Origin of the sequence: uncultured Pedobacter sp., assembly GCF_913776295.1 — a bacterium.
Classification (GTDB): Bacteria; Bacteroidota; Bacteroidia; order Sphingobacteriales; family Sphingobacteriaceae; genus Pedobacter.
This window is the reverse complement of the sequence record NZ_CAJYOJ010000087.1, coordinates 1-22,943: the sequence shown is the minus strand read 5'-3', so window position 1 is coordinate 22,943 and position 22,943 is coordinate 1. Positions and strand designations below refer to the sequence as shown.

At 39.7% G+C, this 22,943-nt stretch carries 17 protein-coding genes; 13 read left to right on the top strand and 4 right to left on the bottom strand.

Going from position 1 to position 22,943, the window contains the following annotated elements:
- Positions 1 to 130 precede the first annotated feature (130 nt).
- A complete protein-coding gene (locus QZ738_RS20425) occupies positions 131 to 1,840 on the top strand; it encodes a DUF885 family protein (RefSeq protein WP_293790142.1) in 1,710 nt (569 codons plus the stop codon).
- Positions 1,841 to 2,002: 162 nt separating this feature from the next.
- Complete coding sequence (locus tag QZ738_RS20420) at positions 2,003 to 3,325, top strand: OmpA family protein (RefSeq protein WP_293790139.1); 1,323 nt, start codon at positions 2,003 to 2,005, stop codon at positions 3,323 to 3,325.
- 327 nt (positions 3,326 to 3,652) lie between these two features.
- On the opposite strand, the gene QZ738_RS20415 is transcribed toward QZ738_RS20420, so the two are convergent.
- Positions 3,653 to 4,615 (bottom strand): hypothetical protein, encoded by a 963-nt coding sequence (locus tag QZ738_RS20415; RefSeq protein WP_293790136.1) that lies wholly within the window; start codon positions 4,613 to 4,615, stop codon positions 3,653 to 3,655.
- Positions 4,616 to 4,740: 125 nt separating this feature from the next.
- Here QZ738_RS20415 and QZ738_RS20410 point away from each other — a divergent pair, with 125 nt between their 5' ends.
- The 8 genes from QZ738_RS20410 (at position 4,741) to QZ738_RS20375 (ending at position 13,668) form a co-directional block, all read left to right on the top strand.
- Positions 4,741 to 5,175, top strand: coding sequence for a MarR family transcriptional regulator (locus QZ738_RS20410; RefSeq protein ID WP_205058158.1), 435 nt, complete (start codon positions 4,741 to 4,743; stop codon positions 5,173 to 5,175).
- Between the two features lie 72 nt (positions 5,176 to 5,247).
- Positions 5,248 to 7,653 carry a 3-hydroxyacyl-CoA dehydrogenase/enoyl-CoA hydratase family protein gene (locus QZ738_RS20405; protein ID WP_293790133.1) on the top strand — a complete coding sequence of 802 codons (2,406 nt, stop codon included), beginning with the start codon at positions 5,248 to 5,250 and terminating at the stop codon, positions 7,651 to 7,653.
- A gap of 74 nt (positions 7,654 to 7,727) precedes the next feature.
- Positions 7,728 to 8,099, top strand: a complete 372-nt coding sequence (locus tag QZ738_RS20400; protein WP_293790131.1) for a four helix bundle protein — start codon at positions 7,728 to 7,730, stop codon at positions 8,097 to 8,099.
- A 140-nt stretch (positions 8,100 to 8,239) separates the two neighbouring features.
- On the top strand, positions 8,240 to 9,415 hold the full coding sequence (locus QZ738_RS20395) for an acetyl-CoA C-acyltransferase (protein WP_293790128.1): 1,176 nt from the start codon (positions 8,240 to 8,242) through the stop codon (positions 9,413 to 9,415).
- 151 nt (positions 9,416 to 9,566) lie between these two features.
- Positions 9,567 to 11,360 carry an acyl-CoA dehydrogenase family protein gene (locus tag QZ738_RS20390; RefSeq protein WP_293790125.1) on the top strand — a complete coding sequence of 598 codons (1,794 nt, stop codon included), beginning with the start codon at positions 9,567 to 9,569 and terminating at the stop codon, positions 11,358 to 11,360.
- Between the two features lie 380 nt (positions 11,361 to 11,740).
- On the top strand, positions 11,741 to 12,187 hold the full coding sequence (locus QZ738_RS20385; protein ID WP_293790123.1) for an FKBP-type peptidyl-prolyl cis-trans isomerase: 447 nt from the start codon (positions 11,741 to 11,743) through the stop codon (positions 12,185 to 12,187).
- Between the two features lie 128 nt (positions 12,188 to 12,315).
- A complete protein-coding gene (locus tag QZ738_RS20380; protein WP_293790120.1) occupies positions 12,316 to 12,804 on the top strand; it encodes an FKBP-type peptidyl-prolyl cis-trans isomerase in 489 nt (162 codons plus the stop codon).
- Complete coding sequence (locus tag QZ738_RS20375; protein ID WP_293790118.1) at positions 12,805 to 13,668, top strand: FKBP-type peptidyl-prolyl cis-trans isomerase; 864 nt, start codon at positions 12,805 to 12,807, stop codon at positions 13,666 to 13,668.
- On the opposite strand, the gene QZ738_RS20370 is transcribed toward QZ738_RS20375, so the two are convergent.
- Together QZ738_RS20370 and QZ738_RS20365 are read right to left on the bottom strand one after the other, a co-directional pair.
- Entirely contained in the window at positions 13,658 to 14,959 is a 1,302-nt protein-coding gene (locus QZ738_RS20370; RefSeq protein ID WP_293790115.1) for a deoxyribodipyrimidine photo-lyase, read from the bottom strand. The genes QZ738_RS20375 and QZ738_RS20370 overlap by 11 nt on opposite strands.
- 145 nt (positions 14,960 to 15,104) lie before the next feature.
- Positions 15,105 to 16,007: a TIGR01777 family oxidoreductase gene (locus QZ738_RS20365; protein WP_293790112.1), complete on the bottom strand. Its 903-nt coding sequence runs from the start codon at positions 16,005 to 16,007 to the stop codon at positions 15,105 to 15,107.
- Between the two features lie 169 nt (positions 16,008 to 16,176).
- Between QZ738_RS20365 and QZ738_RS20360 the strand changes: the two genes are divergently transcribed.
- From QZ738_RS20360 to odhB, 3 genes are all read left to right on the top strand, one after another.
- A complete protein-coding gene (locus QZ738_RS20360) occupies positions 16,177 to 17,451 on the top strand; it encodes a DASH family cryptochrome (RefSeq protein WP_293790110.1) in 1,275 nt (424 codons plus the stop codon).
- Positions 17,452 to 17,661: 210 nt separating this feature from the next.
- Positions 17,662 to 20,460, top strand: coding sequence for a 2-oxoglutarate dehydrogenase E1 component (locus QZ738_RS20355; RefSeq protein WP_293790107.1), 2,799 nt, complete (start codon positions 17,662 to 17,664; stop codon positions 20,458 to 20,460).
- Positions 20,461 to 20,563: 103 nt separating this feature from the next.
- Positions 20,564 to 21,790: a 2-oxoglutarate dehydrogenase complex dihydrolipoyllysine-residue succinyltransferase gene (gene odhB / locus QZ738_RS20350; protein ID WP_293790104.1), complete on the top strand. Its 1,227-nt coding sequence runs from the start codon at positions 20,564 to 20,566 to the stop codon at positions 21,788 to 21,790.
- 223 nt (positions 21,791 to 22,013) lie between these two features.
- Here odhB and QZ738_RS20345 read toward each other — a convergent pair whose 3' ends face one another.
- Entirely contained in the window at positions 22,014 to 22,694 is a 681-nt protein-coding gene (locus tag QZ738_RS20345) for a DUF1080 domain-containing protein (protein ID WP_293790101.1), read from the bottom strand.
- Between the last annotated feature and the right edge of the window lie 249 nt (positions 22,695 to 22,943).

The following is a 22,943-nucleotide window of genomic DNA, read 5'->3' as shown; positions in this document are numbered from 1 at the left end:
ATTACAGGAACATGATTGGCCCGAATTGCCTTTTATCTACTATCCTTAACATGTTACATAGATACCCTGCGGCAATTGCGTAGCGGTTTAGTTATATTGCGTGGGTCTATTCAAAATATCCCATATCGCCATGCGTAAACTATTTTTTCTGTTTTTCCTTCTAACAGTCGCCCTACAATTGCAGGCTCAAACCAATGAGGCCAGCCTGCTAGGTCCGCTGATTAATCAATATCACTCAGATGGGACGATGCTAAACCGTAAATATACGCTGAAGCAATCAGAAGAATACTTTAAGCGAATGGAACGCTTTTATGCTGAATGGCGTAAACAACTAAAATCATTGCCTTTTAACAAGCTAACTGTAAACGAAAGAGTAGATTATATTTTACTAAAACGTGATATCCGAGCTGATTCGGCCAGCTTGCAGCAAAGTTATTCCGAATTTAAAAGCAACATTTTTACTTTGCCTTTTGCCAAAACATTATTAGATTTTGAAGCAAAACGAAGAATTGGTACACAACAGGATGGTAAAGTTACCCGGCAACATTTCGAACAATTAAAAGCGGCCATTCAGAAAACCGCAAAAGCAGTAGAAAACAAAGATTTACCAGTTACATCGTTACAGGCATCGTGGGCGCAGCAAACGGTTAATCAATACCAGGCTGTATTTATGGAAGCCTATAAATTTTATGATGGTTACGACCCTCGGTTTACCGAAGCTACCAAAGCAGTTTATCCAGATGTAGTTGATGCGATGAAGGATTATGCTGATGTGCTGGGTAGAATAGCTAAACCTTCCAAAATCAAAGACGATGGAAGTGGCATTATTGGTCATCCGATCGGAAGAACAGCCTTGCTGAGTAATTTGAAAGATGAAATGATTGCTTATACGCCTGAACAGATTGAGGCAATTGCCATGCGGGAATTTGCCTGGTGCGACGTGGAAATGCTTAAGGCCTCGCAGGAAATGGGATTTGGTAACGATTGGAAAAAAGCATTGGAAAAGGTTAAAACCGATTATCCTGAATTGGGGAAACAGCCTGAGCTGGTTTATCAACTGGCTAATGAAGCCATAGATTTTGTAGAGAAAAATAAACTCATCGCTATTCCTGCCCTGGCCAAAGAAGGCTGGCGCATGCGTATGTTAAGTCCAAGCGAACAGTTGTATGCACCGTTTTTTTTGGGCGGCGAATCGGTACTGATTGCTTATCCAACGGCAGATATGAGTGAAGAAGCTAAAATGATGACCCTTCGTGGCAACAACCGGCATTTTTCCAGAGCGGTAGTTTTTCACGAGCTTATTCCCGGACACAACCTTCAATATTTTATGCAAAGCCGTTACAAACCATACCGCAGAGTATTTGGTACGCCTTTCTGGACAGAAGGCTGGTCGCTGTACTGGGAGATGTTACTGTGGGACAAGAATTTTGCAAAATCTCCTGAAGATAAAATAGGAATGCTATTCTGGCGCATGCACCGTTGTGCGCGTATCATTTTTTCGATGAATTATCACTTGGGTAAATGGACGCCTCAGCAGTGTATCGATTTTTTGGTAGATCGTGTAGGTTTTGAGCCCGCTAATGCAGCGGCAGAAGTACGCAGATCGTTTACCGGTGGGTACGGGCCATTGTATCAAATTGGGTACATGTTAGGTGGATTACAGTTTAGGGCATTACACAAAGAACTGGTACAAAGTGGTAAAATGACCAATATCGACTTTCATAACAGCATCCTCCATGAAAATAATATGCCTGTAGAAATGGTAAGGGCCTTATTAACCCGGCAGCAATTACCCGAAAATTTTAGCACCCGCTGGAAGTTTGCCGGTGATATTAAATAGTGGGGTGATAATATAATATGCTAAGCATAAGTAGATTAGAGGCTGTAAATAGAAATGTTTGGATATGCTGTTGAAAAGTTGATAAGTATTTTTACGTGTGTGTATTTTTGGTATGGCTATTGTAAAGGTTGAGAAACGCTATTCAACGTTAAACAGAAAATTATGAAACTACAATTATCTAAAGCCCTACCAGTTGCACTTGCTGGTTTATTAATCGGGTCGGTTGCTTCAGCTCAGGAAAGTCCGGCAACTTCAACTACAATGTTAAGAACATGGTCTATTGGTGTAAACGCTGGTGTACTTACGCCACTGTCACCATTAGGCGGAAAAAATGATTTCAGTAATAACAAATCGAGTTTAGGTTATGGCCTTTACATCAAAAAACAGTTTACACCTTATTTCTCTCTTCGTTTAGACGGAGTTCGCGGTAAATTAAAAGGTGATAATACCGAGCCTTATGAAAGCGGTGCGGTAAACAACTCTCCGGTAAGATCTTTCGATACAGACTTATCTTATTCAGGAAGTTTAAATGCTGTAGTGAACATGTTCAATATCGACATGTTTAAAAAAGAAAATACTTTACAGCTTTACGCATCGGCCGGAGCGGGTATTGCAGCTTACAAACCAACCATTACTACTGCAGCAGGGACTTCAGTATTTGGTGGTGGCGATAACATCCACGAATTGATCATCCCGGTGGGGTTAGGTGCGAAATTTAAAATTTCTGACGCGGTTAATTTTGATTTAGGTTGGACAATCAATTTTGTTGATGGCGATAACTTAGACGGTTATTACAGAAATGGAAATGATAAATACAACTATGCTTACGCTGGTTTAGAGTTCGCTTTGGGTAGCGGAAAACAATTGGCTTTCCACAACCCGGTAGCCTTAACCTATGATGAAGCCCTGAAAGCAAAACAAACCGCAGAAGGTTTGAGATCTGAATTAAATGCCCAAAAAGCTGATAACGCAAAATTACGTTCAGAATTGAATGATGTGTTAAAAGATACAGATGGTGATGGTGTTGCAGATAAATTAGATAAATGCCCTGATACTCCAGCAGGTACAGTTGTTGACGGTGCTGGTTGTCCGTTAAAAACACCGGAAAAGGTTGTAGAAAAGGTAATCGTAACAGAAGAAGATCGTAAAGTTGTTAACGAAGCGATCAAAAATTTAGAGTTCGATTTAGGTAAAGCCACCATCCGTTCTAAATCTTATGCTTCATTAAACAGAGTTGCAGCGTTATTGATCCAGAAAAACTTTAGCTTAAAATTAGCTGGTCACACCGATAATACAGGTTCAAAAGAGTTAAACTTACGTTTATCAAAAGAAAGAGCAGAATCTGTTAAAGCTTATCTGGTATCACAAGGTGCCAATGCATCACGTATCGAAGCTACAGGTTACGGTATGGGTCAACCAATTGCTTCTAATAAAACAGCAGCCGGTCGTCAACAAAACCGTCGTGTAGAGTTCACACTTTATTAGTCTGTTTTAATCATATTAATAAGAAGTCCCGATGAAAATCGGGACTTTTTGGTTTTGTAGGTTTTCGAGAAATTTTTATTTAAAGCGAAACTCATTTCTAGAAATGATAATACGCCAAGATTCGTCATTGCGAAGAAGGCTTTTTCATCCGATGAAGCAATCTTACAACGATCGCTATATTGCGTGCACTTTAAGTTTGCTTCGTGTTTCGAATTATCGTCATTTCGAGCGGAGTGCAACGAAGTCGAGAAATCTATTTTGAGGTAGATCCCTCCCCGCCTGTACGGGCAGGCGCTCCACTGCGTTTCGGTCGAGATGACGATTTTTTTATTTAAGTAATACAATCACCTTTTTAATCTCACTCAAATCATTCATCTCAAAATTTGGCGATTGCGGGTAAAAGCGTTGATAAATAATTTTATCATCCTTGCTATCATACACGCTTATTATTTTATCGTTAGACCGTTGCGTGTAAACTACATATTTTACAGCAGCGGTTTTATCCAGAATTAAGCTATCCAGCGTTTGATACGATACGAATTCGAGTTTGTAGTTATAAGGCTCGGCAATAGTACCTGAAGGGGGTAACAGTGTTAATCTCGAAGAAAAAACTTCCTTAATGTATTCAGGTACATAAAGTGTTTCCTTTTGCAGCTCCGGTAAGCGCACTTTATTGTAAAATTGGTAATCTATATTACAGTTTTCATTGGCGAGCAATCCGTCATTAATTTGTTTTAAATAACCCGTTAAAAAGCCTGGCGACCAATTAAAGAAACTGGCTTTATTATAAAAATAAGATAAAATATTGTTTTTTATACGTCTTTTGGTGCCATACTGCTGATCTCGCGTTTCAACCAGAAGATTGGTGTTCGGATCAGCAAAAAGCGTTACTGCCGCTAATAAGCTTTCTTCTTTAACCTTAGGTTTTTTAGACTGGCTAAGCAACTTCAATGCATAAATAATATTTGTATTGCTGGTGCTGTCTGACTTCTCAGTGTAGGCATCAAAATAAAAAATAGAATAATTGGCAAGCGTATCATAACGTGCCAACTCCTCAGGTTTAATAATTTTATAGGGTGTAATCGTCCAGTTTTTTTTGATGGCCTGATCAAATTTTTCCAGCTCGGCATAATCAGTATACTGTAAGGTAAACAAGGTGGTGGTGTTTCGGAAAACCTTTGCTTTCTGGCTGTTGAAAAGGGATTTTCCGAAATAGGCAACCTGGCTTTGGCCAATGGCTGCCCATAAAATAAAAAAACTAAACAATAGTATTTGTTTTCTTTTAAACATATTCTGCGTTTTCATTTGGTGTATGGCTATGATAAGAAAAATTTGACAAATATTTTGAATTTTTCTATTGCATTAACAAAATACATTCATTAGCTTTGTTATGCAAGCATAATAAATTAGTGAAAATGAAACAACAACAAACCATAGATTACCATGTTAAGTTTGCCTGGCAAAATATGTTTAATAAGTACAACCAAATGGCATCCGGTTTTGGGATTACCCAGGCCATTGGTTACATGCTTATTAATATAGATGATGTGGAGGGGACTGCGGTTTCAAATTTAGCTGGCTTGCTTGGGGTTAAGGCTACCAGTTTATCGCGCATGTTAAATAACATGGAAGAGGCTAACCTTATTTTCCGGGAAACATCAGTAGGTGATAAACGCTCGGTAAAGGTTTTTCTGACTGATTTTGGTAAAGAGAAAAAACAGTTGGCAAAGGGAGTTGTCCGAAAATTTAATGAATATCTCGATGAACATTTCTCAAAAAAGGAAAAAGAGACTTTCATTAACCTGCTGATCAAATTAAATGATATTACAGTAGCCTATACTGTAGATTAATAAATATAGTAATCAAACCTGTCTGGTAAATTCATAACATGTTTCTATCAGGCTAACGAAAAGCAAATAGTAATGAAACGAAGCATTAATAAAGTTGCTGTTTTAGGTTCGGGTATTATGGGTTCGCGTATTGCATGCCATTTCGCCAATATAGGAGTTGAGGTATTGTTATTGGATATCGCCCCAAAAGAGCTCAGCCCTGAGGAACAGTCGAAAGGATTAGCATTAGATAACCCGGCTGTAAAAAACCGGATTGTAAATACAGCTCTGCAAACGGCGGTAAAAACAAATCCATCGCCAATTTACACTAAAAAAGCATTAAATAAGATCAAAACCGGGAACTTCGATGATGATATGCCGAAAATTGCCGGTTATGATTGGGTGATTGAAGTTGTAGTTGAAAATCTTGATATCAAGAAAAAAGTCTTCGAGCAGGTAGCGCAATTCCGCAAACCAGGCACTTTAATCACCTCCAATACTTCTGGTATTCCTATCCATTTAATGGCTGAAGGAAGAAGTGAAGATTTTAAATCGCATTTCTGTGGTACACACTTCTTCAATCCACCACGTTATTTAAAATTACTGGAAATTATCCCTACGCCATATACACAGCCAGAAATAGTTGATTTCCTGATGCAGTATGGTGATAAATTTTTAGGGAAAACAACCGTCTTGTGTAAAGATACCCCGGCATTTATTGCCAACAGGGTAGGCGTTTATTCGATTATGGCGCTCCTGCATTTAGTCGAAAAACTCGATTTAACGGTAGAAGAGGTTGATAAATTTACAGGGCCGGCATTGGGCAGACCTAAATCAGCTACCTTCCGTACGTCTGACGTGGTAGGTCTGGATACCATGATCAAGGTGGCTAAAGGACTTTACGATAACTGCCCTGATGATAAAGCACACGATTTGTTCAAACTTCCGGCATACGTGCAAAAAATGGAAGAAAATAAGTGGCTTGGGGATAAAACCAAACAGGGCTTCTATAAAAAGACCAAAACTGCTGATGGCAAAACTGAAATTCTTGCACTTGACTTAAAAACATTAGAATATAAGCCCCAGCAAAAGGTTAAGTCAACGACTTTGGAAATGACCAAGCCGGTAGAAAACCTTCGTGAGCGAATGAAGATTTTTGCCAAAGGAAAAGATAAGGCAGGCGAATTGTTCCGACATTCTTCATTTGGTTTATTTGAATATGTATCAGACAGGATTCCAGAAATTTCTGATGAACTGTACCGTATTGATGATGCAATGCGGGCAGGTTTTGGCTGGGAACTTGGTCCTTTCGAATTGTGGGATGCCGTTGGCGTAAAAGAAGGTCTGGACGGAATGGAGCAATATGGCCATAAAGCTGCGGTCTGGGTACAGGAGATGCTGGATGCCGGACATACTTCGTTCTACAAGGTGGAGAATGGTATTAAGAAATATTACGACATCCCTTCCAAAAGTTATAAAGCTTTACCTGGAACAGATGAGTTTATCATCCTGGATAACCTTCGCGAAAATAAAACCATTTGGAAAAACTCAGGTGTCTCCATTATTGATCTGGGCGATGGCATTCTGAATGTAGAATTCCATACCAAAATGAATACCATCGGCGGTGACGTGATTTCGGGAATTAACAAGGCTATTGATCTCGCAGAAAAGGATTACCGTGGTTTGGTTATCGGTAATGACGGAGCAAATTTCTCAGCTGGTGCAAACGTAGGGATGATTTTTATGATGGCGGTAGAGCAGGAATGGGACGAATTAAACATGGCGATCAAAATGTTCCAGAATACGTCTATGCGCATCCGTTATTCATCAATTCCGGTTGTGGTAGCCCCACATAATTTAACCTTGGGTGGTGGTTGCGAATTCAGTTTACATGCCGATCATGTTCAGCTTTCTGCGGAAACCTATATGGGGCTGGTTGAGTTTGGAGTAGGGGTAATTCCTGGTGGCGGTGGTACCAAAGAGTTTGCTTTACGTGCTTCGGATGAGTTTAAAGATGATCAGATTGTGCAGAATGCACTAAAAGATCGTTTCTTAACGATTGGGATGGCCAAAGTTTCTACCTCCGGTTATGAAGCTTATGAACTGGGCTATCTCCAAAAAGATAAATTCTCGATCTCCATGAACCGCAACCGTTTACTGGCCGATGCAAAAGCGAAGGCGATTGAACTAGCTGATGCTGGCTATACAAAGCCGGTACAACGAAACGATATTAAAGTTTTAGGAAAGCAAGGATTGGGAATTGTTTATGCCGGTGCAAATAGTATGTATGCCGGGCATTTCATTTCCGAACATGATAAAAAAATCTCTGAAAAATTAGGCTACGTCATGTGTGGGGGCGATTTATCTGCGCCAACAGAGGTAACCGAACAATACTTATTGGATCTGGAAAGAGAAGCGTTTTTATCCCTTGCAGGTGAGCGGAAGTCGTTAGAGCGGATTCAGAGCATCATTACAAAAGGTAAACCGTTGAGGAATTAGATGTGAGATAGGAGAGGTTAGATTTGAGACAGGTTGCAACCGTTCACAGCAATTTGCAATTAAGATTATAGAACATGAATAATTTAAAAGAGTTAAAAATTTGGAATAAGGCTATTGATTTAGCAGTTGATGTTTACAAAGCTACATCGACTTTTCCAACTGATGAGCGCTTTGGTTTAATCAGTCAATCTCGAAGGGCGGCTATCTCAATTCCATCTAACATTGCCGAAGGTGCCGGAAGAAATTCAGTCAAAGAATTTAATAATTTTTTAGGCATAGCCAACGGTTCTTCTTACGAATTGCGAACTCAATTGGTAATTGCTAATAAACTTGCAATCCTTGAATCTGAAATTTTAGATCCTGCAATTGCCCAAATAGACGAATTACAAAAAATGACTTACGGTTTTCAGCAAATGCTGGAGAAGAAAATTAATAAAAAGACATGAGATCTGAGACACTAGATTTTAGAAGATACCTGTCTCAAATCTAATGTCTCACATCTAGTATCACAAAAAATAATAATCGATTTGGGTTATTGGTTTGGGCAGGTCTCAAATCTAATATCTCAAGTCTCAAATCTAAAAGAATGGAAGCATATATTATAGCCGGATATCGTACAGCAGTGGGTAAAGCACCCCGTGGCGTATTCCGTTTTACAAGAGCTGATGATTTAGCCGCAGAAGTAATCAGGGCTTTGGTAGCATCAGTTCCAAATTTAGATAAAGAACAAATTGATGATGTAATGGTGGGTAATGCTACCCCGGAGGCTGAACAAGGGCTAAATATTGGCCGTATGATTTCGCTAATGGGCCTGGATACTGATAAGGTACCGGGTGTTACGGTAAACCGGTATTGTGCATCAGGTTTAGATACCATTGCTACTGCAGTTGCCAAAATCAAAGCAGGTATGGCCGATTGTATCATCGCTGGTGGTGTAGAGGTAATGAGCGGCATGCCTTTTGGTGGCTGGAAACTGGTGCCGAATGCAGAGGTGGCAAAAAACAATCCGGATTGGTATTGGGGCATGGGCTTAACGGCTGAAGCCGTAGCCAAAGAATATAATGTGAGCCGTGAAGATCAGGATGCCTTTTCTTTAAAATCTCATGAAAAAGCAATTCATGCCATAAAAAACGGTCATCTGAAAGATGGAATCCTGCCGATAACGGTAAATGAAAACTATCTGGATGATAACCTGAAAAAGAAAACGCGTTCTTATGTGGTTGATACCGATGAAGGACCACGGGCAGATACCACGCTGGAAAAGTTGGCGAAACTGAAACCTGTATTCGATGCAGTTGGAAGTGTAACGGCAGGTAATTCATCGCAAACATCAGACGGAGCTGCATTTGTGTTGGTGGTGTCTGAAAAGAAAATGAAAGAATTAAATGCCGAACCGATTGCCAGGTTGGTCAGTTACGGCATTGCAGGCGTTCCACCACGTATTATGGGCATTGGTCCGATTGAGGCGATCCCAAAAGCATTAAAACAAGCCGGCTTGAAAAAAGAAGATATCGATTTGATCGAACTGAATGAAGCCTTTGCATCGCAATCGTTGGCGGTAATCAGAACATTGGATTTAAATCCTGATGTGATTAATGTAAATGGTGGTGCAATTGCTTTGGGCCATCCACTGGGTTGTACCGGGGCAAAACTGACCGTACAGATCATGAACGAACTGAAAAGACAGAACAAAAAATACGGAATGGTAACCATGTGCGTAGGAACAGGGCAAGGTGCTGCAGGGATTTTTGAACTTTTATAGACGTGAGAAGCTAGATATGAGATTTGAGATAATGCGATTCTATCAAAAACTCAAATCTCACATCTAATGTCTCAAAACTCATACAAAATGATTTGAGTTTGAATTTGGGCAGGTCTCAAATCTCAAATCTCATTTCTCAAATCTCATAACAATGGAAACAACTGAAAAAAAGACAATTAAGGGTGGTGAATTTTTAATCAAGGATACCACTTATCAGGAAGTATTTATCCCTGAAGAATTTGACGAAGAGCAGCAGATGATTGCACAAACTTGTCGCGATTTTCTGGCGGCCGAGGTTTATCCTAATTTAGAAAAAATCGATAAGCAGGAAGATCCCGAACTGATGCCGACACTGTTAACTAAGGCTGGCGAACTGGGCATTCTAGGTGTTTCCGTACCGGAAGAATATGGCGGTTTTGGCAAAAATTTCAATACGTCCATGTTGGTTGCAGATGTGGTAGGTGCAGGCCACTCGTTTGCCGTTGCACTTTCTGCTCATACCGGAATCGGGACATTACCGATTTTATATTATGGTAACGAAGAGCAAAAAGCGAAGTACATTCCTAAACTCGGTTCAGGCGAATGGAAAGCTGCTTATTGCTTAACCGAACCAAACTCGGGTTCTGATGCAAACTCCGGAAAAACCAAAGCTAAATTGAGTGATGACGGGAAGCACTATATCATCAATGGTCAGAAAATGTGGATAACCAATGGTGGTTTTGCCGATATTTTTATCGTTTTTGCAAAAATTGATGATGATAAGAACTTAACTGCGTTTATTGTGGAGAAAGGTTTTGGGGGCATTACGATGAATCCCGAAGAGCACAAAATGGGTATCAAGGGTTCATCAACACGTCAGGTTTTCTTTAACGATTGCCCGGTGCCTGTTGAGAATATGTTAAGCGAACGTGAAAACGGTTTTAAAATCGCAGTAAATATTTTAAACATTGGCCGCATCAAATTATCAGCAGCGGCGATAGGAGCATCAAAGGCAACTTTAAATACAGCCATCAATTATTCGAACGAGCGGATCCAGTTTGGTCGTCCGATTTCGAAATACGGCGCTATCCGTTTTAAAATTGCAGAAATTGCATCGAAGCTTTATGCAGTTGATGCCGCAAACTATCGTGCAGGACAAAATATTGATGATACTTACGATCAATTGGTGGCTGGTGGAATGGAATCTGGCAAAGCCAGGTTAAAGTCTGTAGAGCAATTTGCGGTGGAATGTGCCATATTAAAAGTGTGGGGCTCTGAAGCCTTAGATTACACGGTAGACGAAGGTGTGCAGATTTATGGTGGTATGGGTTTTAGTGCCGATGCGCCTATGGACAGGGCCTACCGCGATGCTCGTATCAACCGGATTTTTGAAGGTACAAACGAAATTAACCGATTGTTAACGGTTGATATGATGCTGAAACGTGCCATGAAAGGTGAGCTGGATTTAATGACCCCTGCTACAGCAGTTGCCGCCGAGCTGATGAGTATACCTGATTTTGGTGAAGAGGATACTACCCTATTTGCGGCAGAGAAAAAAGTACTTTCCAATCTGAAAAAAGCAACATTAATGGTGGCTGGTGCTGCGGTTCAAAAATTAATGATGACCTTGAGCAAAGAACAGGAAATTTTAATGAACATTGCTGATATGGCCAGTTATGTTTATGTGCTTGAGTCGGCTTTACTGAGGACAGAGAAATTAGTGCATACACGTGGTGAAGAAGCATGTGCAGGCCAGCTGGATTTATTGCGGATTTACATGGTAGAAGCTGTAGACGGTATAGCTAAAGCAGGTAAAGAAGCACTTTGGGCTTTTGCAGAGGGTGATGAACTGCGTATGATGCAGGTAGGCTTACGCCGCTTTACAAAAGTAGAACCGTTTAATGTGAAAGACGCCCGTCAAAGAGTTGCACAACAATTGATCGAAGCAAATAAATATATTTTTTAAGGCAGGTTTAGGGTATAGGGCTTAAGGTTTAGGGTTTGGGTGCATTAACTCAAACGCTAAACCTTTTATTATTTTGCAGCGATCCATAATATGCTTTGGCAAGAAACATCTATTCTGTTTGGGTGCAAATACCTATCCCAACATTTTCACAGACTCCAAAAAAATCGTCATTGCGAGGAAGTACGACGAAGCAATCTATCATGCTAATTAATGATCCTTTCTTAAAGATTGCCAGCCTGTTGCCGGCAGGCTTCGTCGGCTAAAGAAGCCTCCTCGCAATGACGATCTCTCTATTAGAATGTCTCTTTCGTAAAAATGAAGCTTAAAAGAAAACAAAAACATAAAAATAGCTTTATGCTATTAAAATCATATTTTCGCGCATGATTAAATTTAGATTCCTTACCATACTTTTTTTAAGTGTAGCTGTTATTTCATCTTGTAAAAAAGACGAGGACCCCGAAAAACAGATCACAGATTTTATTAAAAAAAATAATATCAATGCCGTTCGGGATAACTCAGGTTTATATTACCAGATCATTAAACCTGGATCGGGTTCATTTACTTATCCAAGCAATACCAAAATTACCATCAAATATGAAGGAAGGTTGTTAAATGGAAATGTATTTGATAATGGAGGTGGCAAAGAACAAACCTTTAACCTTGCAGAACTGATTCAAGGCTGGCGCATCGGTATTCCTAAAATCCAGAAAGGCGGCGAAATCAGGCTAATTGTGCCACCGGCTTTAGGTTATGGTAGTAGTTCTGTAGGTTCCATTCCTGGAAATTCTGTGTTGGATTTTAATATTCAGCTTTTAAACGTCCAATAGGCATAAAGCCTAAAGTATAAAACTGTTTTATATATTTTCACATTAAGGCTGGTTCTCTAAACGCTTTAAAATTGTTAAAATAGGTTAAAAATTGTTGCAACCACATTAAAAGCTTATTTTTGCGGATAATGGTTAAGTTTAAATATTTTTTACTAGTGATCTGCCTGGCAGGGTGCTTAGCAGCCTGTAAGAAAAATGTGCCGATTGATGATACCTACGACCCTACTCCACAATTTAAAGCAGATACGACCGCTATAGCTGCTTTTGTGAAAGCAAATAATATTTCGGGAACAAAAGATGCGAGCGGTATTTTCTATCAGATTATCGCTCCAGGATCAGGAAGCGTAAGTTATTTAACTTCTACAGTGATCTCTGCAGATTATGAAGGGAGATTGTTAAACGGTACTATTTTCGACAGTACCAAAGGAAACCCAGCCACCTTTAAACTCGGAAATGTTATTTTAGGATGGCAATTTGGGATTCAAAAAATACAAAAGGGCGGAAAGATCCGGTTAATTATTCCATCATATTATGCTTATGGAACTCGTGCATCAGGTTCAGTTCCTGCTAATTCAGTACTCGATTTTACGATAACACTTACAGACGTACAACAATAAATGAACAAATTTACTAAACTTGGCCTATTCGGAATTTTACTGGCTACTATCATTTTCAGCTCGTGTAAAAAAGAGTATGAGTCTATTCAAAGTATAGATGATGCAGCTATTCAAACATATTTGAAGCAGAATAATCTTAGCTTCACTAAGGATCAAACAAAGGGATATTATTATAAAATTACAGCACAGGGTACGGGCAGTGCCGTTGCAAATCAAGATTCGGTCTATTATTCTTACACATTTAAAACATTATCTGGGCAAGTTTTTTTTCAATCTAAAGATTTAATGATACCAGGTAATTATTTAGGCTATACAGATAGGTTTACTTTTAATCAACAACAATTTCTTTTAACTCCAGTCAGAGAAGTACTATCGAAATTAAATAGAGGAGGGAAAGCCACGTTGATTATACCTTCGTATATGGCTTTTGGTAAAAATGGGCTGAGTGCTCTTAACATTGCTTCAAATGAGAATATTATTGTTGATTTAGGTTTATATGTTGAATCCAAGAGACATGAAATTGACGAATTAGAAATTAATAAGTTAATCGCCAATAATAATTTAACAGTAACTAAGGATCCGTCAAGGGCACGGTACTCAATTATTACACCCGGTACGGGAACTGATGCTATTAATTTAAATTCTACAATAGTTGCAAATTATACGTTAAGAACTTTAGATGGTGTTATCGTACCCCAACCCGCTCAAATAACGGATGTTTTAAGTAATTTATTTAAAGGTTGGCAGTTAATCATACCAGGAAAAGTAACCGCTGGCGGTAAGCTTCGCCTCATATTACCTTCTGACTTGGCTAATGGAATGCCTTTAGACTTTGATATTGAAATTGTAAAGGTTACGAATTAGATAAAGCCTCTTTAAAAACTTTTAAAACCCTTTCCCTTGCAAAAGTATGCTCAACTATTGGTTGGGCATACTTTTTTGTACCAAATTCTGGTACCCATTTTTTAATATATTCCAGTTTGGGGTCAAATCTTTTGGTCTGCAGTTCAGGGTTGAAAACCCTGAAATAAGGTGCGGCGTCGTTTCCAGATCCTGCGGCCCATTGCCAGCCGCCAACATTACTCGCCATTTCGTAATCCAATAATTTCTCGGCAAAGTAGGCTTCTCCCCAGCGCCAGTCAATCAGTAAATGTTTGCTCAAAAAACTGCCCACAATCATTCGTACGCGATTGTGCATCCAGCCAGTTTGGTTCAGCTGGCGCATGCCTGCATCAACAATCGGATAGCCGGTATTGCCCTCACGCCAGGCCTTAAACTCTTTTTCATTGTTGTGCCATTTAATTTTATCGTATTGTTTTTTAAACGAATCGAAAGCAGCGTAAGGGAAATGCCAAAGTATCGTCATGTAAAATTCCCGCCAGGCCAGTTCCGAAAGCCAGACATTCGATTTTGCGTCTAATGCGTCTCTAACAGCTTTGCGGATGCTCAAGGTTCCAAAACGCAAATGCAAACCAATATGTGTGGTGCCATCAAGCGCAGGGAAATCGCGTTCTTTTGCATAATCATCAAGCTTGTTTTTGTAATTTATTTTCGGAAAATCCAGCTTGCTCTTTTCAAAGCCCATTTCTTTTAAACCCGGGCTATGCAGATGCCTGGTTTTTAGCAGGTTTTTAAAATACTTTTTGGTTGGATAAGGCTTCACATAAAAATCGTTCAGTTTGGCATGCCACTGTTTATAAAAAGGGGTAAAAACGGTATAAGGTGTTTTGTCTGCTTTTAAGATTTCATCTTTTTCAAAAATAACCTGGTCTTTATAGGTTTTAAACACAATTTCTTCGCTGGTTAAAAACTCTGCCATATTATCATCACGCTCGCGGGCATAGGGTTCATAATCATGATTAGTGTACACTTCTTTAACCTGGTACTCCTTTAAAATTTCGGGCCAAACTTTCTCAGGTGTGCCATATTTTACCAGCAAATCCGATCTTTGCTGCTGAAGTTCTTTTTTCAATGATTCAATAGTTTGATAGATGAAGGTTACGCGTGCATCATCTTTTGATAGTTTTTTCAGTATATTTTGATCAAAAATAAAAAGTGGCAAAACCGGATAGTCGCTTTTCAGGGCGTGATATAAGGCAGCATTATCTGCTAAACGTAAATCGCGGCGGAACCAAAAAATGGATATTGGAGTCATTTATTATAGGCTATTATTAGAATCTGGATGTTTAAGCGTTTAGAGATGGGCGTTTAGCGTATTAACGGATTAACCAATATTATAGTTTTCAATTGGCGGTTTACAGTTAACAATTAATCAATTTGAACAGTCATAGTCAACTAACCTAATTGTACAATGCGTTCAAGGCATCATCCAAATGTGTAAATTTAAATTTAAAACCTGCATCCAAAATCTTTTGTGCCGAGGTATTATTGCTCATTAAAACGGCATCTACACGTTCACCCAATAATAGTTCCAATGCCTTTATAGGTACTTTAATGGGCCAGAATGGGCGGTGGAGTTGTTTGGCAATGGCTTTGGTTAAGGTTGTATTGGTTACCGGAAATGGTGCGCAGGCATTATAGCTGCCCTCCATTTTCAGGTTTTCGATGGCTTCAGTATACATGCCAACCATATCGTCGATGTGTATCCAGGGCGTCCATTGTTTTCCCGTTCCTAAGCCGGCTCCGACAAACAGTTTTACCGGTTTATCCAGTTGCGGCAATGCACCTCCATCATTGCTCAACACAATCCCGGTACGGAGCTTTACAATCCGAAGGCTTAGTTTTTTGCCCTCATCCACCGCATCTTCCCAAAGTTTACAGCAATCTGCTAAAAAACCATAACCTTTTGGACTTTCCTCTGTTAAAATCTCATCGCCGCAATCGCCATAAAAACCAACTGCGGAAGCCGATATGAACGATTTTAGCTGAAGTCCGGGCTTCGATCTGATTGTTTTAAAGAGCAGTTCGGTCGACTTTACGCGGCTGTCAATAATCTGCATTTTGCGTTCGTCCGTCCATTTTTGATCAGCAACTGGCTCGCCCGCTAAATGGATGATGGCATCCACACCATTTAAACAGTCAGCCTCAATCGTGCCCTTATAAACATCCCATACAAAATTATTTGTATCGTTATCTTTCTTTCTCGAAAGTGTATTCACCTCATAACCCTTGTTCAGCAAGTGCTTTTTCAGTTCAGTACCCACAAGTCCTGTAGCACCGGTAATCAGAATCTTTTTTGCCATCTTTTTTAAACACCGAAGAAGCAAAAGGGTTTGTTGGAGAGATCTTAAAAATGCATTAATCCGGTTCTAATTCTTTTGTTTCCTATTTGTAAAGAATTACTTAGCGGTTGGATGAAGAAGAAAAATAAGATAAATTTGTAAAGCGTTCTTATACCCTTTTCGATAAAAGATGTCCAAAAAAATTTTAGTCTGGTTTAGAAATGATCTTCGCTTGCATGATAACGAAATGCTGGTGGAAGCGATTGCTAAATCTGATGCGATTTTGCCTGTATACATTCTGGATCGCCGTTCTTTTGGCGAAACCAGATATGGCACTTTAAAAACAGGCAATATCAGAGCGCAGTTTATTTTAGAAAGTGTTTCAGGCTTACGAAACGCTTTAAAACAGATTGGCGGTAATTTGCTGATTGCTGAGGGTAAGCCTGAAGATATTATTCCTCAGCTTGTTCAGGAATATGAAATTACCGAAGTTTATCATCACCGGGAAGTGGCGCGTGAGGAAACGCATATCTCAACACTGGTGGAAAATGCACTTTGGAAATTACGTGTCAACCTGAAACATTTTATTGGTCATACTTTATACAATAAGGAAGATCTGCCATTTCCCATTAAGGATATTCCCGATGCTTTTAATCAGTTTAAAAAGAAAATTGAACGCGATTCGATGATCAAGCCTTGTTTTGCAGCGCCAGACCGGATCAACGTAGCAGAAGTAATTGACTGGGGAACCTTACCTTCGTTAGAAGCTCTTAATCTTTTTCCCCAGCAAAAAGACCAGCGTGCAGATTTTGAATTCACCGGTGGAGAAGCAGAAGGTTTGGTTCATCTTCAAAAGGTGATTATGGCTATGCAACAAGCTGCAACCACCAAAAATTTAATTCTTGCTTCCAAACTTTCTGCCTGGTTGGCCATGGGCAGTTTATCTCCACGTAAAGTGTACTGGGAAATTAAAAAGATGGAAAGTGTGCCCAATACAAAAGCCATGTTCAATCATATCTTATTAGGCCTGCTGTGGAGAGATTATTTCCGTTTCATGTTCAAAAAATACGGTAATACGTTTTTTAGTCCGGATGGATTTGGCAGCCAGGGCCTGGTTGATGTAGCGAATGAGCAGGAGAACTTTAATAAATGGCGCCATGCGCAAACTGGTTTTGCGGTAGTTGATGCGGTGATGACGGAGTTGAACCAAACCGGTTTCATTTCGAATATTGCCCGACAAACGGCGGCCCTTTATCTAATCAATAATTTAGAGGTAAGCTGGGTTTTGGGAGCAGCCTATTTTGAAGAAAAACTGATTGATTACAATCCTGCCAGTAATTGGGGCAATTGGGCCAATGTAGCCGGTGTAGGTAATGATCAAAAATCAAAAAGTGTTTTCGATCTGGATAAAAATATCAAAAATCTTGACCCGAAAGGCAATTATGCCATAACTTGGGCATCATAGTTGTGAAGATTGAATTTTAAAAATACTGCGGGTTGAATGAGTGCATTCGGGTAATCAAATTTTAACAGGTTTTGCTCATTTTTTGTTTACAAGGCCAACTCATTTAACCAATCATAAATTTAAAGCCCGCTCATTTAATTTAATCGAGATTTTTGCCATTTATATAAGGTAAAATTCTAATTTTGTAATGCTTATAGTAAACAGTTAATAATGGATAAATTATCTTATCTCAATGGCGCAAACGCCGAATATATAGAGTCTTTATATCAATCCTATCAACAAGATCCGGCGTCTGTTGAGTTTGGGTGGCAGAAATTTTTCGAAGGTTTTGATTTTGGAAGGGGATCTGAAGCGCCTGCAGCAACAGCAGAAACACCCGAACATTTTTTAAAAGAAGTTAATGTTTTAAACCTGATTGATGGCTACCGTAGCCGCGGGCATTTATTTACGCACACCAATCCCGTTCGCGAAAGACGTAAACATTTACCGACATTGGAGCTGGCCAATTTTGGGTTATCGGATGCCGATCTGGAAACTGTTTTTAATTCTGGTGTAGAGATTGGCATTGGTGCGGCAAAATTGAAAGATATTGTAGCCTTTTTAAAACAAACCTACGCCGGTTCTATCGGGGCCGAATTTAAATTTTTACGTACGCCAGAAGTGTTGAACTGGATTCAGCAAAAAATGGAAAGCGTACGTAATACCCCTAACTTCTCTATCGACGAGAAAAAACGTATTCTCCGGAAATTAAACGAAGCAGTAAGTTTTGAAAATTTCCTGGGAACAAAATTCCTGGGGCAAAAACGTTTTTCATTAGAAGGTGCAGAAGCTTTGATCCCTGCTTTAGATTCGGTAATCGAAAAAGGAGCGGAACTGGGAATCGAAGAATTTGTCATTGGTATGGCACACCGCGGTCGTTTAAACGTGCTGGCCAACATCATGCAAAAAACATACAAAGATATTTTTGCTGAGTTTGAAGGTAAGAGTTACAGTCCTGATACCCCATATGGTGGTGATGTAAAATACCACTTAGGTTATTCTACAGATGTTGCTACAGGTTCGGGCAAAAGCGTTCACTTAAGTTTATGTCCTAACCCATCACATTTAGAAACGGTTGATGGCGTAGTAGAAGGCATGAGCCGCTCCAAAATTGATTTTAAATATGGTGGCGATAACAGCCGCTTAGCACCGATTTTGATTCACGGTGATGCATCAGTTGCCGGACAGGGGATTGTTTATGAAGTTATTCAGATGGCAGGCCTTGAAGGTTACAAAACAGGGGGTACCATTCACCTGGTAATTAATAATCAGATCGGTTTCACTACCAACTATAAAGATGCCCGTACCAGTACTTACTGTACTGATATTGCTAAAGTAACTTTATCACCGGTTTTCCACGTAAATGGTGATGATCCTGAAGCTTTGGTTTATGCCATTAATCTGGCGATGGAATACCGTCAGAAATATAAAAATGATGTTTTTATTGACATTCTTTGCTATCGCCGTTTTGGTCACAATGAATCTGATGAGCCTAAATTCACACAGCCATTATTATACAAAACAATCGAAAAACACCCTAACCCAAGGGAAATATATATCGATCAGTTGACCAAGGAAGGCAAGCTGGAAGCCGGTTTAGCAAAAGAGATGGAAAAAGATTTCCGCGGTATTTTGCAGGAACGCTTAAATGAAGCTAAAGAATATGTAGCCAGCAACAGCGAAGTTAAATTCGGTGGCGCATGGGCAGATTTGCGGATGGCGACACCTAAAGATTTTGAAGCCTCGCCGGTAACCGCAGTTAAAAAAAGTACATTACTGGAAATTGGCAAACGCATTACCACTTTACCATCAAATAAAAAGTTCTTCAAAAAAATCGAGAAATTATTTGCCGAGCGCACCAAAATGGTTAATGAAACGCTTGTTTTCGATTGGGCAATGGGCGAGCAACTGGCTTATGGTACTTTGTTATCAGAGGGTAAGCGCGTTCGTTTAAGTGGTCAGGATGTGGAGCGCGGTACTTTCTCTCACCGTCATGCGGTATTAACGCTTGAAGATAGTGAGGAAGAATATGTACCATTGGCCAATATTTCAGATCAACAGGCCTCATTTGATATTTACAATTCGCACTTGTCAGAGTACGGTGTGTTAGGTTTCGAATATGGATATGCCATGGCCAATCCGAATGCATTAACCATCTGGGAAGCACAGTTTGGTGATTTCTTTAATGGCGCACAAATTGTTGTCGATCAATATATTGCAAGTGCTGAAACTAAATGGCAGCGTGAAAACGGTTTGGTAATGTTATTGCCTCACGGTTACGAAGGACAGGGACCTGAGCACTCATCAGCACGTATTGAGCGTTTTATGGAGCTTTGTGCCGATTACAACATGCAGGTCACTAATTGTACTACTCCTGCAAACTTCTTCCATGTTTTACGTCGCCAGTTTAAACGCGATTTCCGTAAACCTTTGGTGGTATTTACGCCAAAAAGTTTATTACGTCACCCAGCTTGTGTTTCTACATTAGAAGAGTTTACCGAAGGTGGATTTAAAGAAGTAATTGATGATGTAAATGTCAAAGTAGAAGAGGTAACTCGCATCGTTTTCTGTAGTGGTAAAATTTACTACGAACTATTAGAAAAACAGCAGGCAGATCAGGTAAAACATGTTGCTATCGTTCGTGTTGAACAATTATACCCAACACCTGTTGATCAGATGGAAGGCATTAAGGCAAAATATAAAAATGCGAATGAAATTTTCTGGGTACAGGAAGAACCAGAAAACATGGGTGCATGGCCATACCTTTTCCGTAAATTATACAAAACAGGCTTGAAAGGCATTGATGTGATATCGAGAAAAGAAAGTAGCAGCACTGCGACAGGTTTTGCTAAACAACATGCCAATCAACAAGCCTATATTTTAGCTAACGCTTTAGAAGTTTCGATCAAGGAAGAAGAAGTTAAAGATAAAGCTAAAAAGGCCAACAAGAAATTAGCTGAAGCGGATTAATTTAATTAAAGATTCGAGAGTAAAAGATACCGGTTAAGAGTCCGGACTACTGTAACCTTTGAATCTTAAACATATAAGAACAAAAATTACCAATTTTAAAAATATGAGTTTAGAGATAAAAGTTCCACCGGTTGGTGAGTCGATAACAGAAGTTGTTTTATCACGTTGGATAAAAAACGATGGTGATGTTGTTGAAATGGATGAAGTGATAGCCGAATTGGAGTCGGATAAAGCAACATTCGAATTAACCGCAGAACAAGCTGGAACTTTAAAAACCATAGCAGCCGAAGGTGATACTTTAGCCATCGGTGCAGTAGTTTGTAAAATTGAAGATGGGGGTGCAGCCCCCGCCAAAGCTGAAGCTCCGAAAGTTGAAGAAAAGGCAGTTGTTGCTGAAGAAAAAACTGCGGCTCCAGTTGCTGAAAAATCAGGCGAGAGTTATGCTACAGGTACGCCTTCACCTGCTGCAGGTAAAATCCTTGCCGAAAAAGGTATTGATGCTTCTGCTGTAAAAGGTACGGGTATTGACGGACGCATTACCAAAGATGATGCGGTAAAGGCGGAAGCGGGTAAAAAAGCTGAAGCGCCAAAAGCCAGTGCGCCGGTTGCAGCTGCTGCTTCTGCAGGTAGCCGTGGTGAGCGTCGTGAGAAAATGTCTCCACTGCGTAGAACAGTTGCAAAACGTTTGGTTGCCGTTAAAAATGAAACTGCCATGTTAACCACTTTCAACGAGGTTAACATGAAGCCCATTATGGATTTACGCGGAAAATATAAAGACCAGTTTAAAGAGAAATTTGGCGTAGGTTTAGGTTTTATGAGCTTTTTCACCAAAGCTGTTACTGAAGCTTTAAAAGATTTTCCTGCAGTGAATGGTCGTATTGAAGGTGAAGAATTGGTGTACAATGATTTTGCTGATATTTCTATCGCTGTTTCTGCACCAAAAGGGTTAGTGGTTCCGGTAATCCGTAATGCCGAAAGCATGACTTTAGCTCAGATTGAAAAGTCGGTGTTAGAACTGGCTTTAAAAGCACGCGATAGCAAATTAACCATTGAAGAAATGACTGGTGGAACATTTACCATCACCAATGGTGGTGTGTTTGGTTCAATGATGTCGACGCCGATTATCAATGCACCACAATCGGCTATTTTAGGGATGCACAATATCGTTGAGCGTCCGGTAGCAGAAAAAGGCGAGGTAGTGATCCGCCCTATGATGTATGTTGCTTTATCTTACGATCACCGAATTATCGACGGACGTGAGTCAGTTGGTTTCCTGGTTCGGGTGAAACAACTATTAGAAGATCCGGCCAGATTACTATTAGGTATTTAAATCTCTAAATTCCCCAATCAGGAACTTTACACATTAAAAAGAAGTCAAGTTTAATAGCTAATCTGCTATAAAAACTTGACTTCTTTTTTACACCTGAAAAATGTGATTTATGTTCAATTTTTATGATGCCAATCTGATCCTCAGGAATTAGGATGTCTAAAAAATCAATATGATTGACAGTTTAGTAAAAATAAATTTGTTCAATGGCCCAACTAACGATTGGCTATTCAGACAACTCTTTGATTGGTTTCAAATCCAATTGTTTAAACTCTACTTCACTACCTTCTGCCTGTAAAGCGATTTGTCCACTACTTGCGGTACAATTTGTGCCATAATTAACCAAAGTGCCATTAACCCAAACCTTTATTTCATCATTCAGACATTGGATTATCATGGTATTCCACTCGCCAACAGGTTTTTCACTGTCGTCTGTTAAGTTTTTTATGCGGCGCAGTTTATCGCCATTTACACCCCAGTTTTCTTTTGGTCCACGTCTGCTTACCATATCAGGTACGGTAATGTCTTCCTCAATACACCAAAAATCGCCCGCATCTTTGTGTTGCATCTGGATTTCCATCGATTTAGGGAACATTCCATACAGCACACGCGGAGTTGAAGCATGTACCAAAACGCCGCAGTTACCTGGTTTGCCAGCAAAGCGGTATTGTACGGTTAACTGATAGTTTTTATACGTTTTATCAGTTATCAAATGTCCACCAGGTGTGCCTAAACTAACTAACATACCATTGCGCACGATAAATGGATTAATGGCGTTGGGGTTGCTGTCCATCGCGGGCACGTCTACGTGCCAGCCATTTAAGTCTTTGCCGTTAAAAAGGCTTTTTTGGGCAAATGCTGAAGTGCTTAGTATAAAGAGTAATAAAAGGGTACAATGAAATTTCATGATATTTGGTTTACTCAAATATATTTTAAAAAGTCGAAAAATTATATTAATAATTGTCATCCTGAATAAAATGAAGGATCCTTAAGGAGCGTTCGGCTTTTTTATTTTTTGAAGATTTTTCACTGCGCTACCATTGACGTTATTTTGCAATTATTTATTAATGAGCGACTTGCGGAACCTATGCATTTCCGCGTAGCTAGGCCGTAGCACCGTATCTCCGTTTCGCTTAAATCCGGCCTAACAAATTTT

Excerpts from the sequence above, each read along its gene's own strand:
- QZ738_RS20425 (WP_293790142.1), top strand. The coding sequence starts at position 131 with ATGCGTAAACTATTTTTTCTGTTTTTCCTTCTAACAGTCGCCCTACAA.
- QZ738_RS20420 (WP_293790139.1), top strand. The coding sequence starts at position 2,003 with ATGAAACTACAATTATCTAAAGCCCTACCAGTTGCACTTGCTGGTTTA.
- QZ738_RS20415 (WP_293790136.1), bottom strand. The coding sequence starts at position 4,615 with ATGTTTAAAAGAAAACAAATACTATTGTTTAGTTTTTTTATTTTATGG.
- QZ738_RS20410 (WP_205058158.1), top strand. The coding sequence starts at position 4,741 with ATGAAACAACAACAAACCATAGATTACCATGTTAAGTTTGCCTGGCAA.
- QZ738_RS20405 (WP_293790133.1), top strand. The coding sequence starts at position 5,248 with ATGAAACGAAGCATTAATAAAGTTGCTGTTTTAGGTTCGGGTATTATG.
- QZ738_RS20400 (WP_293790131.1), top strand. The coding sequence starts at position 7,728 with ATGAATAATTTAAAAGAGTTAAAAATTTGGAATAAGGCTATTGATTTA.
- QZ738_RS20395 (WP_293790128.1), top strand. The coding sequence starts at position 8,240 with ATGGAAGCATATATTATAGCCGGATATCGTACAGCAGTGGGTAAAGCA.
- QZ738_RS20390 (WP_293790125.1), top strand. The coding sequence starts at position 9,567 with ATGGAAACAACTGAAAAAAAGACAATTAAGGGTGGTGAATTTTTAATC.
- QZ738_RS20385 (WP_293790123.1), top strand. The coding sequence starts at position 11,741 with ATGATTAAATTTAGATTCCTTACCATACTTTTTTTAAGTGTAGCTGTT.
- QZ738_RS20380 (WP_293790120.1), top strand. The coding sequence starts at position 12,316 with ATGGTTAAGTTTAAATATTTTTTACTAGTGATCTGCCTGGCAGGGTGC.
- QZ738_RS20375 (WP_293790118.1), top strand. The coding sequence starts at position 12,805 with ATGAACAAATTTACTAAACTTGGCCTATTCGGAATTTTACTGGCTACT.
- QZ738_RS20370 (WP_293790115.1), bottom strand. The coding sequence starts at position 14,959 with ATGACTCCAATATCCATTTTTTGGTTCCGCCGCGATTTACGTTTAGCA.
- QZ738_RS20365 (WP_293790112.1), bottom strand. The coding sequence starts at position 16,007 with ATGGCAAAAAAGATTCTGATTACCGGTGCTACAGGACTTGTGGGTACT.
- QZ738_RS20360 (WP_293790110.1), top strand. The coding sequence starts at position 16,177 with ATGTCCAAAAAAATTTTAGTCTGGTTTAGAAATGATCTTCGCTTGCAT.
- QZ738_RS20355 (WP_293790107.1), top strand. The coding sequence starts at position 17,662 with ATGGATAAATTATCTTATCTCAATGGCGCAAACGCCGAATATATAGAG.
- odhB (WP_293790104.1), top strand. The coding sequence starts at position 20,564 with ATGAGTTTAGAGATAAAAGTTCCACCGGTTGGTGAGTCGATAACAGAA.
- QZ738_RS20345 (WP_293790101.1), bottom strand. The coding sequence starts at position 22,694 with ATGAAATTTCATTGTACCCTTTTATTACTCTTTATACTAAGCACTTCA.